At 41.1% G+C, this 14475-nt stretch carries 16 protein-coding genes; 9 read left to right on the forward strand and 7 right to left on the reverse strand.

Annotated features, from left to right (window positions below):
• The first annotated feature begins 2 nt into the window (after positions 1–2).
• From pssA to MN086_RS09005, 3 genes are all read left to right on the forward strand, one after another.
• Positions 3–719, forward strand: a complete 717-nt coding sequence (gene pssA / locus MN086_RS08995) for a CDP-diacylglycerol--serine O-phosphatidyltransferase (protein ID WP_248575677.1) — start codon at positions 3–5, stop codon at positions 717–719.
• Positions 720–1041: 322 nt separating this feature from the next.
• Entirely contained in the window at positions 1042–2592 is a 1551-nt protein-coding gene (locus MN086_RS09000; RefSeq protein ID WP_248575678.1) for a 2-isopropylmalate synthase, read from the forward strand.
• Between the two features lie 187 nt (positions 2593–2779).
• Positions 2780–3682, forward strand: coding sequence for a uroporphyrinogen-III synthase (locus tag MN086_RS09005; RefSeq protein WP_248575679.1), 903 nt, complete (start codon positions 2780–2782; stop codon positions 3680–3682).
• 7 nt (positions 3683–3689) lie between these two features.
• Here MN086_RS09005 and MN086_RS09010 read toward each other — a convergent pair whose 3' ends face one another.
• The 5 genes from MN086_RS09010 to MN086_RS09030 form a co-directional block, all read right to left on the reverse strand.
• The gene (locus MN086_RS09010) at positions 3690–4250 is read right to left on the reverse strand and encodes an HPP family protein (RefSeq protein WP_248575680.1); all 561 of its coding nucleotides are present in this window, start codon (positions 4248–4250) and stop codon (positions 3690–3692) included.
• Between the two features lie 73 nt (positions 4251–4323).
• Entirely contained in the window at positions 4324–4749 is a 426-nt protein-coding gene (locus MN086_RS09015) for a globin domain-containing protein (RefSeq protein WP_248575681.1), read from the reverse strand.
• Positions 4750–4934: 185 nt separating this feature from the next.
• Entirely contained in the window at positions 4935–5537 is a 603-nt protein-coding gene (locus MN086_RS09020; RefSeq protein WP_248575682.1) for a hypothetical protein, read from the reverse strand.
• An 84-nt stretch (positions 5538–5621) separates the two neighbouring features.
• Complete coding sequence (locus MN086_RS09025; protein WP_248575683.1) at positions 5622–6413, reverse strand: Spy/CpxP family protein refolding chaperone; 792 nt, start codon at positions 6411–6413, stop codon at positions 5622–5624.
• Between the two features lie 88 nt (positions 6414–6501).
• Complete coding sequence (locus MN086_RS09030) at positions 6502–7128, reverse strand: Crp/Fnr family transcriptional regulator (protein ID WP_248575684.1); 627 nt, start codon at positions 7126–7128, stop codon at positions 6502–6504.
• Between the two features lie 258 nt (positions 7129–7386).
• On the opposite strand from MN086_RS09030, the gene MN086_RS09035 reads away from it, so the two are divergent.
• On the forward strand, positions 7387–7821 hold the full coding sequence (locus MN086_RS09035) for a bacteriohemerythrin (protein ID WP_248575685.1): 435 nt from the start codon (positions 7387–7389) through the stop codon (positions 7819–7821).
• 90 nt (positions 7822–7911) lie between these two features.
• Positions 7912–8313 (forward strand): bacteriohemerythrin, encoded by a 402-nt coding sequence (locus MN086_RS09040; RefSeq protein WP_248575686.1) that lies wholly within the window; start codon positions 7912–7914, stop codon positions 8311–8313.
• A 133-nt stretch (positions 8314–8446) separates the two neighbouring features.
• On the opposite strand, the gene serS is transcribed toward MN086_RS09040, so the two are convergent.
• Both serS and MN086_RS09050 read right to left on the reverse strand, forming a co-directional pair.
• A complete protein-coding gene (gene serS / locus MN086_RS09045) occupies positions 8447–9691 on the reverse strand; it encodes a serine--tRNA ligase (RefSeq protein ID WP_248575687.1) in 1245 nt (414 codons plus the stop codon).
• 123 nt (positions 9692–9814) lie between these two features.
• Positions 9815–10696 carry a tetratricopeptide repeat protein gene (locus MN086_RS09050; RefSeq protein ID WP_248575688.1) on the reverse strand — a complete coding sequence of 294 codons (882 nt, stop codon included), beginning with the start codon at positions 10694–10696 and terminating at the stop codon, positions 9815–9817.
• A gap of 157 nt (positions 10697–10853) precedes the next feature.
• On the opposite strand from MN086_RS09050, the gene MN086_RS09055 reads away from it, so the two are divergent.
• The 4 genes from MN086_RS09055 to MN086_RS09070 all read left to right on the forward strand — a co-directional run bounded on the left by MN086_RS09055 (position 10854) and on the right by MN086_RS09070 (position 14441).
• Positions 10854–12062 (forward strand): efflux RND transporter periplasmic adaptor subunit, encoded by a 1209-nt coding sequence (locus MN086_RS09055; protein WP_248575689.1) that lies wholly within the window; start codon positions 10854–10856, stop codon positions 12060–12062.
• On the forward strand, positions 12059–12739 hold the full coding sequence (locus MN086_RS09060) for an ABC transporter ATP-binding protein (RefSeq protein WP_248575690.1): 681 nt from the start codon (positions 12059–12061) through the stop codon (positions 12737–12739). Before MN086_RS09055 ends, MN086_RS09060 begins: the two co-directional genes overlap by 4 nt.
• Positions 12729–13940 (forward strand): ABC transporter permease, encoded by a 1212-nt coding sequence (locus MN086_RS09065; RefSeq protein ID WP_248575691.1) that lies wholly within the window; start codon positions 12729–12731, stop codon positions 13938–13940. The genes MN086_RS09060 and MN086_RS09065 overlap by 11 nt, the downstream gene beginning before the upstream one ends.
• A 72-nt stretch (positions 13941–14012) precedes the next feature.
• Entirely contained in the window at positions 14013–14441 is a 429-nt protein-coding gene (locus MN086_RS09070; protein ID WP_248575692.1) for a desulfoferrodoxin family protein, read from the forward strand.
• The last annotated feature ends 34 nt before the right edge of the window (positions 14442–14475 follow it).

Below are 14475 nucleotides of genomic sequence, written 5' to 3' on the forward strand. Positions count from 1 at the left end.
GAATGAAAAATGCAAAGCTTATCTATATCCTGCCAAATCTGTTTACTGCAAGCAGCATTTTTGTAGGAGTGATAAGTATGGTCGAAGCAAGTCAGGGGAACGTTGTACTTGCTTCATGGCTCATTCTCTTGGCACTTCTCTTTGACGGTTTGGATGGGCGTATCGCACGTATGACAAACACGACAAGCCAGTTTGGTGTAGAGTTTGACTCTTTGGCAGACATTATCTCTTTTGGGATCGCTCCTGCCATGCTACTCTACTTTTTCATAGGCCATGAATTTGGACGTTTTGGTATCCTCGTCTCTGCACTCTATGTGATCTTCGGGGCGATCCGTTTGGCACGATTTAACATCTCTACGGCCAAGACCGACCCCAATGTATTTATAGGACTGCCCATCCCTACTGCAGCCATCTTTGTCTCGATGTGGATACTCCTCTTTCACAAATATACACTTGAAGGTTACGGCATTATATTGCTTTTTTTGACGCTTGGCATTGCTGTGCTGATGGTAAGTAACTTTCGTTACCCTTCATTTAAGAAAGTAAACTTGGACAAACACATGGTCTTTAAAACTATGATCATGCTGATGCTGACAGCTTCGCTGCTCTATCTTTTTTCGGCAGAAGGCTTTGCCATTATTATCTTTGGATATATACTTTATGGTCCGCTACGTGCATTACGGACATTAAATGTACGGAATATCAAAATTAAAAGATAATTATTATCCCTTGTATTTTGTTTTTAAATAGTGTATAATCACAAAAATTTAAAGGAGAGATTATGAAAACTATCATAAACCAGCATACTATTTTCACTAAAGATAGCTCTCTCCTGCTGCTGCTCGCACTCTAATCGTCTAACGATCCATCCCTTTTTACATAATAGATAAACAATTAGTTTCTAATAACTACAATTTAGGTAGAATTAGACAATCATTTACACCCGTACTTTAAAAAAGTATGTTATTCACCCTCGCTGCCAGGTGTAGCTTTAGTGAGAGGAAGGTAATGTGGCATTGCCGCATTATGAGGAGAAAGAAAATGGAAACCATAAAAATATTTGATACCACATTAAGAGACGGTGAGCAGAGCCCGGGGGCTTCAATGAATACCGAAGAGAAGATCCAGATCGCTGCACAGTTGGAGCGTTTGGGGGTAGACATCATTGAAGCGGGATTTGCAGCTGCGAGCCCCGGAGATTTTGATGCGATAGACAAGATCTCACAAAGGGTAACAAACTCTACGGTCTGTTCTTTGGCTAGAGCCATAGACGCAGATGTGAAAGCGGCAGGAGAAGCCATCGCAAAAGCGAAGATGAAACGTATCCATACATTTATTGCTACATCCAGCATACATATGGAACACAAGCTTAAAATGAAACCCGATGAAGTGATCAAAAGAGCGGTAAGAGCCGTTGAGTATGCCCGTACATTCGTGGATGACGTAGAGTTCTCCTGTGAAGATGCAGGCCGCTCGGACATCGGTTTTATGAAAGAAATCTCCGATGCCGTCATAGAGGCAGGTGCAACTACCATCAACTTACCTGATACAGTGGGATTCAGGCTTCCTTTTGAGATCGGTGCAATGGTTAAAGAGATGAGTGAATACACCAAAGGCAGAGCGATCATCTCTGTACACAATCATAATGACTTGGGATTAGGTGTCGCAAACTCTTTAGAGGCGGTTATCAATGGTGCAAGACAGATAGAGTGTACGATCAACGGTTTGGGTGAAAGAGCCGGGAACGCTGCACTTGAAGAGATCGTTATGGCATTAAAAACACGTTCAGATGTCTTTTCCGACTATCAAACCAATATCAACACTAAAGAGATCTATCCATCAAGCCGCTTGATTGCCAATATCACAGGGATAGAACCTCAGCCGAACAAAGCCATTGTCGGGAAAAATGCTTTTGCACATGAAAGCGGCATACACCAGGACGGTATGTTGAAAAATAAAGAGACCTATGAGATCATCCGTCCAGAAGACATCGGCTTGGATATGGATGACACGTTGGTCTTAGGTAAACATTCTGGTCGTGCGGCATTTAAAGACAAGTTGGCAAAATTAGGGTTTACTTTGAGTGATGAGGCGTTAAATGCTTCCTTTGAACGCTTTAAGATCATGGCAGATAAAAAGAAAGATATTTATGATGATGATTTAAGGGCTTTGGTCACCGATGAGATGACGACGGCGCCTAAAGTCTTTGAATTGGTCTCTTTACAGTTGATGGATTGCTCTAATGGTGTACCATCAGCAGCTGTCAGTATCAAAAAAGATGATAAAGAGATCATCGATGCAGGGATAGGTGAAGGTACTATCGATGCAGTCTTTAAAACCATAGATAGAATTTCCGGTTATGAGGGTCAATTAATGGACTATAAAGTCAAATCGGTAAGTCAAGGGAAAGATGCCTTGGCAAATGTTACCGTTAAAGTCTCATTCAACGGTGAACCTGCCATCATAGGACATGGATTGAACATAGATACGATGTTAGCCTCTGCAAGAGCCTACATTGGTGCTTTGAATTCCTATTTGAGTATGGAAGGGAAGTTGAAGTCTCGTCATGCTGACAGTTCAAAGACTGTCTAGTCTTATTCACTTTATTGATCTTCGGGCTTTTTCATCTACTCTTTTACAAAAGTAGATGAAAGTCATCACCGCTCTCAAATTATGTCACTTTAAGGTCGTTCGCTATGTCACTCTTTATGCTGTTAATGAACAGTTAAATACAAAGTTGTACTATCTTCTCACTCAATATTAAAAAAAAATGTGAATCATGAAAAAAATACAAAACATACTGGAACCATTGAATTTAATCTACTATACCTATGATGAGAAAATGAATCTTTTAGTATTGGATAACAATTGGCCCAGTGAATATACCTACAATGAATTGATCAAGATCACGCATGCACTCAGTAAAAAGCATATCCACTTTTTTATTGATGAAAATAAATCTATCGTGATCGCAGATTCAGATACTTTAGTGAAAAAAATAAAAAGATACTTCAGCTCAATGATCACGAATATAAAGAACAGCAGAATGCCTATCTATATCTTGAGTGACAAAAAAGTTAAATGGGCAAAGAACCTACCGGTCTTTGCCATAGAACCGATACCACAAGATGTTGACCTGTCTTCTTATGACGCTTTGGTCTTTACATCCAAAAATGCCATTTATTCCTTAGATTCTATGGATAAAACTTGGAAAAAAAAGCCCGCGTATGTGATAGCTCCTGAGACGGCTAAAATAGTTAAACACTTGGGTGGAAAACTTGCATTTGTCGGCAAAGAAAAACATGGGGACAAGTTTGCCCTGGAGATAGCAGAAAAATATAAACATCAAAAACTTCTTTATATCAGAGCTTCTAAAGTTGTCTCAAACCTTGTGAACATTTTAAATAGTAATGGCATCATATGTGACGAATTGATCATCTATCAAACGGTTTGTAAACCATTGGATAAAAAAATAACCTTACCTAAAAATTCAACGATCATCTTCTCTTCACCTTCGACCATTGAATGTTTTTTTAAAAATATATCCTGGGATGAAAGTTTTAAAGCCATATCCATAGGGAAGACAACAGCGCAATATTTTCCACAAAACATTACGCCTGTCATTTCTGATACTTCTTCACTGGAGTCTTGTGTGAAAAAAGCGATAGAATTGAACAGCTAGTTATTACTTACCGCCAGTAACGCGGATAGTGTCGATTTGGGTTGTTTGACATGTTATTGACTGCAAGTGCGATGATCAATAAAATGAAAGTACCTGTTGCAATCGGTGTCAATACGAACCTATAGCCTAATTCATGGATTTGGGAACTTCCGATAACAGCAATTAAGGCTGTTGCACCTCCAGGGGGATGTAGAGTGCGTGTAATGTGCATTGCTACAATAGATAAAGAGACAGCCAAGGCACTGAGAAGTGAAAGTTCCAATGGCAAATATTTATATACCGTGATACCTATAAGTGCCGAAATGATATGCCCTCCAATTAAATTGCGAGGCTGGGACAACTCTGCATTAGGCACCCCGTATAGTAACACTGCAGAAGCGCCGAACGAACCAACCAGAAAAAGTGTGTCTGCCGTGTTCACAAAAAGATATTGATTAAGCACCGATATGAGGTAAATTCCAAGGAAAGCTCCTATGCCTGACCAGATAATATGAGGTATGTGTGCTCGGGATGGTGAAGCTTCCAACCCCCGCATTCGATTGAAATAGCCATATACATGTCGACGCATCACTATCTCCTTTGAAGGGGGTATTGTTTACGATACAAGCTAATAGAATTTTCTATTGGCTTGAATGTTTTATTTATGATGCGTATAGCTCTTTTTCTCTGGCGATCAAAATATCAGCCAGGAAAAAATAGGCTTCTTTCCAAGCATCAAGGATCTCATCTGTGGCAGCATCTCCCAAGACCTCTTTAATAGCACCAAGAATGGCACTACCCACCATTGGATAGTGTTCAGGTCTGACATGGGTACGTACATGGCTTTGTGCCATCTTCTCGACCGCTTTAGACAGAACCTCCAGATTATCGATATTTGCAGCATAGGCACCCACTGCCGAAGCAAGTTTTTTATGCTGATCCGGATCCGCATCTTTAAATAACTCTTTGAGTTCTGGATTCTGGTTAAAAAGGATCTCATACATTTTTGTTGTAATAGCCTCGGCATTTTGAGAAACTGTACCAGCTGTAGCTTTGACCGTATTGATCGTTGATTGTGAAAGGGACATTTAAACTCCTGTTTTTTATAAAGTCTTCGAAGTATATCCCAAAACATGATTTACGAAATTGATTTATATCAAGTTTGGATATGTAAGCATTTAATCGAGTAGACATGTCAAAATTTCAGTCTATATACGTTATTTCATTCAAATCATCTAAAAATCACCCTAGCAAAAAACTAACTCACGCGTATCTAATAGACTTGAATCATTTTATCTCTTAACATTTTGGTAAGTAAAATCTCTTTGACTCTCTCTTGCCATAACGCTTTGAAAATATTTCTCTCTTGCTCAGATGCCTTTCCCTGCAATATTTTTCCCATCAAAGGTTTTAATCTTTGATCTCCAGGGATCACCGAAGGGTCATAGCTGAGTGAAACGGAGAGATTAGTATCAATTCTTCCCAACGTTACATCTCCCGCCATTGGCTGATCATAAGCAATCAAATTGTTCCTTGAAAAATTCCCCTGTATCCCCTTAAATCCTTCTTCTCCATTCGCCCCAACAATAAATGAGATAATGTTTCCCGTTACACCTACTGTCCCTTCGCTTCTTTTTCCCTTCATACTGATAGTGATGTCCCCACGCTGCGGCAGTTTGGAACCATAGAGCATTTTTAATCCTATCACTGTCATAAGATAAGCGCCTGCAACAGTGGGACAGGAGTGGCCTGCTTGCTTGACACAATCTAAATAACTGATCTCAACTTTACCCTCTTCACATGCACCTAGAAAATCACTGAGCGGATCATAAAGTAATATTGAGTCAACTTCATCAAAAAACAAGGGATATCGCATTTTCCTCACCATCCTATTTCATCCATACTATCGGATCCTTATCTGGAACCAGCCTACAGATACTAAAATCAAGGGTTAAAATAACTATTTATATTCCCAGAAAGGAAGTAAATACTCTATCTGCTCATCATCGAGTATCTCCAGTGTCTGAGAGATACATTGAATATGCACTTTTGTTACAGATGCTTTCAGTTTCGCTATTTCATCTATTTTACTCTCCAGGTTTTTTGGGGATTCATCATCCATGAACAGAGCTTCCATCATTTCCGTCTCTAAAGTATCAATCTTTCGTTTTGCTTTTTGAACCTCTCCTATCGTATGATCTCGAATCACAAGAAGTTTCTTTTTCTGCTCGTCACTCAGTCCCAAAGCCTGTTTATCCCAATGTTTGATCAGCAGCTTTGTCATATGGGGCAACGCTTCCTTATTGATCAGAAATGGAGAGTTCTGTAGTGCATTCATTTTGTCATTTCTTTGAATTTCATCGATCATATCTACAAATTCTTCGGAAGGGTAGTGCTCGATCAGGTAATCCGCGATCTTAGAGAGCTCCTCTTGGGTAATACTCCCTTTAAGCGAAGGCATCACACCGTACTGTTGTACTTTATTTGACTCACAGACTGATTTTTTTGCCGCAGGGTTTATCACATAATCAGTAATAAAATCTTTCATTGCTTGCTTATCAGCCATCACCAACTTCGTATGATACATCACAGCTCCCATAGGTGGTGCTTTTAAGGTAGGTATCATATCAGGTGTCGGTTTTTCAAGCATATGGCATGTAGCACATTTCGTCTTTACTAGATCAACGTCACCTGCATATAATGTACTAACCCCAATAATAGCTGTGGCTACGATAACATTTATTTTTAACATATTTTATCCTTCAGACTTTTCATAATTTTTTAGTGCATCTTAAATAAAAAATATGAAAAGTGTATTGATATTTATCAAGATTCACAGCTTAAGGTACTTTATAACCCGTTGAAACCTGTATCAGTTTTTCCTCCTTCAGTAATTTGGAGATATTACGAGAGAGTGTTTCCGGTGTCATACTGAGTATAGAGGCTATCTCATACTGTTTGAGATCTAATGCCAACTTAGGGTTTTTCTGATAAAAATTTAATACTTTCTCTTTGGAGGTTGCCGCAAGGTTAAAATGTATATTTTGTTGGAGGAGATCGATCTTTGCAAGCAGTGACTGAATAATTTCATACGCAAGTCTGGAATGACTGAGAAGAAAACTTTCAAAACCATCGAGTGAAATTTTAAGAATAGAACCGTCTGTTTGAAATCTTGCAGATGAAGGTAACGGAGTCTTTCTTAAAGTAGCCGCCTCAGCAAGCAGTGCATACCGGTTAAAGTATCCGATCACAACTTCATTTCCTTTACTGTCATGTTTATAGATACTCACGACCCCATCGATCAATATCATGACATTTTCACTCATCTCACCTTGTGTAAAAACGATCGAATCTTTATGATAATGAGATATCTGCGTCACGGTTGCGAGTTCACTGAGCTCTTTTTCACTTAATGAAGAGAAGAGAGTGATCTGCTTCAGTATCTCCGTAATATTCGATTTTTCCATAATGCACCTTACTTTTATTTATCTTATACTGAGGCACTCTACACTTCTATGTTTGATAATAAGGCTTCGAGATCGTTCAGGTTTTTGTATTAATACTATAGAAAGTGAATTATATCACAACTCTCAAGTCCTCTCCACGCCTCCTTCAAAGAGATCACTCACTGCGACAGGTAGATAGAAGACTTATAGAGGCCTATTGATTTTTATCAATATACTTTTAACACTTCTATACTACAATGAACGAAAAAGGAGCCTAGCATGGGATTGATTTATGCAGAACAGGTAGAGTATATGAGTGTCGATGAGATGCAGAAGACACATGAGGATGAAATTAAAATTATCAATGAGATCGAGAAGCTTACTGTAGGATATGAAAGAGGTACAACAGAACAAGCTGAGCTGGAACATAAACTGGACGAATATATCGCACATGTGAAAGCACACTTTGCGAATGAAGAGCGTTTAATGCAAGAGTATGACTTTCCATCTTACGAGATGCATAAATTGGCACATGATATGTTTTTAATGGATCTTCAGTATGCAACAAGACAATGGAAAGAGTTTGGGGATATCAAGAAGATCATCAACTTTGTAGCCAAGACACCTGAGTGGATTATCATGCATGTAAAGTCGGTAGATGCCCCCACAGCAGATTATCTTGCGAGAAAAATGGAACAACAGAACGAAGCGTAAGAGAGGGATTCCCCTCGGTCTTCTTAAAAGTGAAATATATGGAAAACCTTGAAATAGAAAAGCGAAATGAGAACAACATAAGGATAAATCATGCTGATAGACGTTAAAGATATACAACAAGTTTCCAATGATATGATGAATATATTACACGAAGAGGAGATCAGGATCATTAATGATTTTCATGATGCTGTCCTGACAAAAGATAAGGAGAAGATAGATGAACTCTTTAAGGTCGTCCAGTTTGATGTAGAAGATCATTTTTCTACAGAAGAAGCAATGATGGAAGAGAGTAAGTTCTATGCTATGCAAATGCATAAAAGTGAACATGACACGATGAGAAAAAAGCTCGATCAACTCCAAAAAAGCTGGGAAAGCCATAGGGACCCTGAAGAGATACAAAAGTTCCTGGAAGATGAATTCAAACATTGGCTGGTACTACATGTTGCAAGATGGGATTCCGAAACTGCAATGCATCTTGGAGATTCGATGTAAGGAGATATCTCTATTTCTAGGCAACCGATAAAACTTCATCACTCATGTTACGAAATATTGAAAAAAAAAGGATTCAATCATCCTGACAATGAATAGACAGTACAATCTGTCTATTCATAGGTATTAAGTAAATTTACATATACTTCTGAAGCACAGTAGGAATGGTAATGCTTCCATCTTCGTTCTGATAGTTCTCCATGATAGCTATCAATGTACGTCCTACCGCAAGTGCTGAGCCGTTGAGCGTATGAACAAATCTGTTTTTCTTACCGTCTTTGAAACGGATCTTTGCACGTCTTGCCTGGAAATCTCTTGTGTTTGAGATAGAAGATATTTCGCGGTATTTGTTCTGTCCCGGGAGCCACACTTCCAGGTCTATGGTCTTTGCTGCACCAAACCCAAGGTCTCCGCCACAGAGTTCTACGACTCTATGCGGTAATCCCAGTGCAGTGAGTATATCAGAAGCATTTTCTACCATCATTTCAAACACTTCATCACTTTTGTCAGGATGTGCGATGGCCACCATCTCTACTTTATCAAACTGGTGTTGACGTATCATACCGCGTGTGTCACGTCCAGCGGATCCCGCTTCTTTTCTGAAACATGGTGTGTATCCTGTCATCAGTACTGGAAGCTCTTTCTCTGTGAGTATCTCATCATGATACATATTGGTCAGAGGTACTTCTGCCGTAGGGATAAGGTAAAGGTCCTCTTCATCGATTTTAAAGAGATCATCTTCAAACTTAGGAAGCTGTCCTGTACCTTGCAGCATTGCACTGTTATTCATAAATGGTACACAAAGCTCTTCAAAGCCTTTAGCAGCATTCGTATCCAGGAAAAAGTTGATCAGTGCTCTTTCCAATCTTGCAGCTTCACCACGCAGCACCGAGAAACGGCTTTTTGCAAGCTTTACACCGCGTTCAAAATCTATCCACCCATTGCTCTCGGCCAATGCCCAGTGTTCTTTGGGTTCAAAAGAGAAACTTTTAGGCTCCAACACTTTACGTAGCTCAACATTATCCTCTTCATCTGCACCCTCCGGTACACTCTCATCTGGAAAATTCGGGATTGCCAACGCTACATTATAAAGTGCCTCTTCGGCTTCTCTGGCTTTCTCCTGAAGTGGAACCATCGCTTCTTTGTTGGCATCTACTTTCGCTTTAAGTTCAGTAATGTCCTTGCCTTCACGCATATACTGTCCAAAGAGCTTAGACATGCTGTTCTGCTCCGCTTTTGCAGCTTCCAGTGCTGCATTGGCTTCTTTCAGCGATAGAAATAAACCTTGAAGGTTTTCAAGCGCAGTTGTATCTACACCTTTTTTTTGGAGTTTTGCACTGGCCTCTTCGAAGTTGTTTTGGAGATATTTTAAATCGATCATACTCTTTACCTAGATATGGAATGTTTATGAAATTATAGTGGAAAGTTTAAAAGAAGTGGATTAAGTCTCTTCAGTAAAGTGAGAGTAAGGCCTCTTAACCTTCTCCCGTGCTCTTATGATCGCTTATGACTCTGATCGTAAGAGTATTGGCAACTGCTCATTCATAAATACTTTAAACGCTTCTTTGTCACGGATCGCATCAAAACTGCTTTCACTCTCAATATCATTTGCCAACACCGGAGAGATCTTGATCGCTTTGATGATGTCACTGACTGCATTCTCTATATTTCCCATTTCTGCATTCACACAGCTCCGCTGCCAATAAGAATAGGCATATCCGCTGTCCAAATCCAATGCCTTGTTACACAGGTTCAGTGCCCACTCTTTTTGTCCTAGATCCAGTACTGCATCTGCTTTATAGGTCAATGCCTCTACATTATTCTTGTCAATTTCAAGGATCTGGTCGTAGATCTCGACTTTTGCCTGAACATTATCTTCAAGATTGCTTCTTCTCCAAAGCGCATGTATGGCATTGGAACGGGCGATGCTCTCCTGATTCGTGATGATATCTTCAGAACGGCTCTGCATCTCTGCTTCTATTTTTGCAAGTTTTTCTGCATACTCTTTCGTAATCTCTTCCAGTTTTTGCTGCACAACCAGTTTGGTCTGTTCTTTGGCATCCTTGACACTTTTCCATCCTAAAATGGCGATTAGAGAGGCTATGGCAGTAAGGATCAAAAAAATATTACTCACGGTACTGGTCATATAGTTCATCGCACGATCCGAAACATCCAAACGGGCCTGCGCGATCTTTTCATGCATCTCCACACGTAAGCTTTGCTGCTCCATACGCAGGTTCCTGACCTCATCCAACATGTAGCGTTCGACCAGAGGTTTATACATAGGCTCCTTTAAAGCATCTACCTCTTTTTGTACTTCCATCACATCACTTTGGGAAGAGAAAGAAAAAAGTGACAGAGATAGATAAAATAGTATAACCCGCATGACAACTCCATTTTTCTTTGAGTGTAACATACTTTTTAAAAAATAGGCCTAATGCAAAAAAAGGTACGTTCTTTTTTCAATTGACATTACAACCATGCTCTGTTAGAATAGTGTAATGAGGACCCAAGGGTCTACTGATATCCACAAGGATCGCCGTATGGAAGAGATGCAAAAGATCATCAATTATCACACAGATAGACGAAAATGGGGCAAATGGGCGATACTTTTCATGGGCATAACACTTCTCTTTGTCTATGTTTTCTTTTTCAGAGACCCCCGAGGGATGGAGTATCGTTATGTCTCGGAAATATTGAAAAAATCTGATCTTTCTCTCACCGTATCGGCCAGCGGGTATATTCAGCCACTTGAAAGTGTGGATGTGGGGACAGAGGTCTCAGGTACCATCGAAGAGGTCTATGTCGACTATAACGATCAGGTCACAAAAGGAGAACTCTTAGCCCGCCTGGATACCACCAAATATCAAAGTGCCTATGACAGGGCCAAAGCTGCACTGCAAGTGTCGAAAGCAGCATTGCAGAGTGCACAGGCACAATATTATCAGGCCGAAACAACCGTCAAGCGCTATGAAAAACTCAAAACCTCTTCCAAGGGGACACTCCCTACACAAAGTGACTGGGACAGGGAGTGGGCAAACTTCCTGCTGACCAAAGCACAGATCGCCAATGCCCAGGCTCAGATAGCCCAGGCCACCCACGCTTTGAAGGCCGCACAGTATGATCTTGAACGTACAAAGATCTATTCGCCTATCAACGGAACCGTTTTGGTAAGAAATGTCGACCCGGGACAGACGGTAGCTGCGACATTCCAGACACCTGTGCTTTTCAGCATTGCCAAAGATCTGAGTAAGATGGAGCTTCAGATCAGCATTGATGAAGCAGATATCGGAAAGATCGAAACAGGGCAAAAAGCAAGTTTCAGCGTAGATGCCTACCCCGATACCACCTTCGATACAACGATCCGTCAGGTCAGGATCAACTCAGAAGTACTGGAGAGTGTTGTCACCTATAAAGCGATTATGGAAGTGGACAACAAAGATCTGCTGCTCAAGCCGGGTATGAGCGTCAATGCCGACATTGTGACAAACATGCTCAAGGATGTATTTGTAGTCAAACGCTCTGCCCTGCTTTTTATCCCTGTCAAGCCAGAATCCCAATCCTTTTTTGGTGGCGAGAGAAATGAAAAGATAGAGGTTGATCCCAAACCTCATGTCTGGATACTCGAAGAGGGTGTACCTAAAAAAGTCTATGTGAAGGTACTGGGCAATAACGGCCCTTTAAGTGCGATAGAGAGCAGTGATCTTCAAGAGGGACAAAAGATCATCATCAATCAGGAAACGGCACCATGATCACTTTAAAGAATATCAGCAAAGTGTATGGGGAAGGAGATGCCGAAACAACCGTACTTCATGGCATCGACCTAAAGATAGAAAAAGGGGAATTTATCGCTATCATGGGGCCAAGCGGAAGCGGCAAATCGACACTTTTAAATATTCTGGGTACGCTCGATGTCCCAAGCAGCGGAGAGTACATTTTTTTAGACACGCAGATAGCCTCTCTCAGTGCAGACCAGCGTGCATTGTTCAGAAGGTATATTTTAGGGTTTATCTTTCAAGGGTATAACCTTTTAAAAAAAACCACTTCACTTGAAAATGTGGAAGTACCCTTGATCTACCAAGGGCTTGACAGCAAAGCACGCAAACGCATGGCAACCGAGGCACTCAAGGATGTAGGCCTGGAAGACAGACTCTATTATGACCCCGGCCAGCTTTCAGGGGGACAGCAGCAGCGTGTAGCGATTGCCAGAGCGATGGTAACACGTCCAAAGATCCTCATTGCAGATGAACCTACTGGAAACCTCGATACCAAACGCGGCCATGAGATCATGGAGTTGATCAGAACCTTTAACCAGCAGGGGATCACTGTGATTATGGTGACTCACGAAGATGATATCGCAGCCTATGCTTCAAGAACGATCTATCTGCGTGACGGGACCATCGAAAAAGAGGTCAATCGTGTTTCGTAATGCATTTTTGCTTGCACTGCGTGAGATCAGACGCAACCTTATGCGTTCACTGCTTACTGCTGTGGGTATTGTGATCGGTATCGCTTCAGTGATCGCGATGGTCAATATAGGCCAAGGTGCCAGCGAATCGATCACACAGAGTGTAGAGCAATTAGGAAGCAATACACTCTATATCATGCCCGGACAACGCAGAGGGCCTGGGAGCAGAGGCGTGATCGAAAAACCTTTCAAAAAGAAAGACCTTGAGATCATCCGTTCCTCGATCTATGCGCTTGATGCGATCTCACCTGTGGAGAACAGTTCCATGACGGTGATCTACAAGGAACAAAACTACCGTACCAATATCAGAGGCATTGAAAATGAGTATCTACAGATACGAAACTGGAAGCTCAAAGAGGGAAGAGGCTTTGAAAAGAATGAACTAAGAACAGGACAGAAAGTATGTATCATGGGCCAGAGCATCATCAAAAACCTTTCAGCGACTCCAGACACGATCCTGGGCAATAAGATCCGTTTGAAAAACTTTTCGTGTGAAGTGATCGGCGTACTTGAGGAAAAAGGTGCAAATACATTCGGACAGGATCAGGATGATGTGGTGTTGCTCCCTTTTACTCTGTTTCAGAGACGTATAAGCGGAAGTGACAACCTTCATTTGATGATGGCTGCCGTCAAAGAGAATGTTCCTTTGGAAGAAGCAAGAATTCAGATAGAAAGAGTCCTCAGGGAGCATAGACATATCGACAATCCCATGGATGATGATTTTCAGGTCAGAAGCATGACAGCACTGCTTGATACTATCTCACAAGTGACGACAGTACTGACGGTGATGCTGGGAGCCGTAGCGGCGATCTCTCTGATCGTAGGAGGCATAGGTATCATGAATATCATGCTGGTCTCCGTAACGGAACGTACAAGGGAGATCGGTATACGTATGGCCGTGGGAGCCATGGCAAAAGATATCCTGATACAGTTCCTTATAGAATCAATCGTACTCTCAGGCCTGGGAGGCATCGTAGGCATACTATCGGGTATACTGATCACCTTTGGTGTGGCACAATGGCTTGATATCGTGCTGGTGATCGATCCTTCTATCACTGTGATCGCGCTTGTATTTTCCATGTTGATCGGTATTATATTCGGTATCATACCTGCACGGAAGGCCGCTTCGATGAACCCTATCGATGCCTTACGCTATGAATAACCAATTAGATGAAATTAAGAAAATTTTTTATATAGTGTTCACTAGTTTTATACTCATAAAAAAGGAATAATCATGAATAGAAGAGATGCATTAAAAGTGGCAGGTGTAACAGCCATGATGGCAGCAGTGAGTGCGGAAGCAAAAATGGCTGTAGAACATATGAACCGTATGGAGATGAAACCAAAAGATCCGTCAAATATGGACAAAGGCGAGCTCAAGCACTCTCCGCTGATCACCATCAAAGAAAAAGATGCCAATGGATATACGGATGTATATATCACTGTAGGTCAAGGGGGGATCATCCACCCGAGCACACCAGATCACTGGATCGATTTCATCGAACTCTATGCAGATGATACACTGGTAGGTAAAAGTGTCCTTGAACCGGAAATTTCACGCGGAGCAGCTTCTTTTGCAGTCAAGCTTGACAATGTCAAAGAACTCAAAGCAAAAGCAGGCTGTAATCTACACGGTATCTGGACCACAACGGTAACACTCTAATCTCATAGAGTGTTCTATGCATGCACAAAGGAAG

It is taken from the genome of Sulfurovum sp. XGS-02 (assembly GCF_023213175.1).
Classification (GTDB): domain Bacteria; phylum Campylobacterota; class Campylobacteria; order Campylobacterales; family Sulfurovaceae; genus Sulfurovum.

Coding starts and splice junctions, on each gene's coding strand:
- MN086_RS09050 (WP_248575688.1), bottom strand. CDS start 10,696: ATGCGGGTTATACTATTTTATCTATCTCTGTCACTTTTTTCTTTCTCT.
- MN086_RS09030 (WP_248575684.1), bottom strand. CDS start 7,128: ATGGAAAAATCGAATATTACGGAGATACTGAAGCAGATCACTCTCTTC.
- MN086_RS09025 (WP_248575683.1), bottom strand. CDS start 6,413: ATGTTAAAAATAAATGTTATCGTAGCCACAGCTATTATTGGGGTTAGT.
- MN086_RS09005 (WP_248575679.1), top strand. CDS start 2,780: ATGAAAAAAATACAAAACATACTGGAACCATTGAATTTAATCTACTAT.
- MN086_RS09020 (WP_248575682.1), bottom strand. CDS start 5,537: ATGCGATATCCCTTGTTTTTTGATGAAGTTGACTCAATATTACTTTAT.
- MN086_RS09040 (WP_248575686.1), top strand. CDS start 7,912: ATGCTGATAGACGTTAAAGATATACAACAAGTTTCCAATGATATGATG.
- pssA (WP_248575677.1), top strand. CDS start 3: ATGAAAAATGCAAAGCTTATCTATATCCTGCCAAATCTGTTTACTGCA.
- MN086_RS09070 (WP_248575692.1), top strand. CDS start 14,013: ATGAATAGAAGAGATGCATTAAAAGTGGCAGGTGTAACAGCCATGATG.
- MN086_RS09060 (WP_248575690.1), top strand. CDS start 12,059: ATGATCACTTTAAAGAATATCAGCAAAGTGTATGGGGAAGGAGATGCC.
- MN086_RS09015 (WP_248575681.1), bottom strand. CDS start 4,749: ATGTCCCTTTCACAATCAACGATCAATACGGTCAAAGCTACAGCTGGT.
- MN086_RS09035 (WP_248575685.1), top strand. CDS start 7,387: ATGGGATTGATTTATGCAGAACAGGTAGAGTATATGAGTGTCGATGAG.
- MN086_RS09010 (WP_248575680.1), bottom strand. CDS start 4,250: ATGCGTCGACATGTATATGGCTATTTCAATCGAATGCGGGGGTTGGAA.
- MN086_RS09000 (WP_248575678.1), top strand. CDS start 1,042: ATGGAAACCATAAAAATATTTGATACCACATTAAGAGACGGTGAGCAG.
- MN086_RS09055 (WP_248575689.1), top strand. CDS start 10,854: ATGGAAGAGATGCAAAAGATCATCAATTATCACACAGATAGACGAAAA.
- serS (WP_248575687.1), bottom strand. CDS start 9,691: ATGATCGATTTAAAATATCTCCAAAACAACTTCGAAGAGGCCAGTGCA.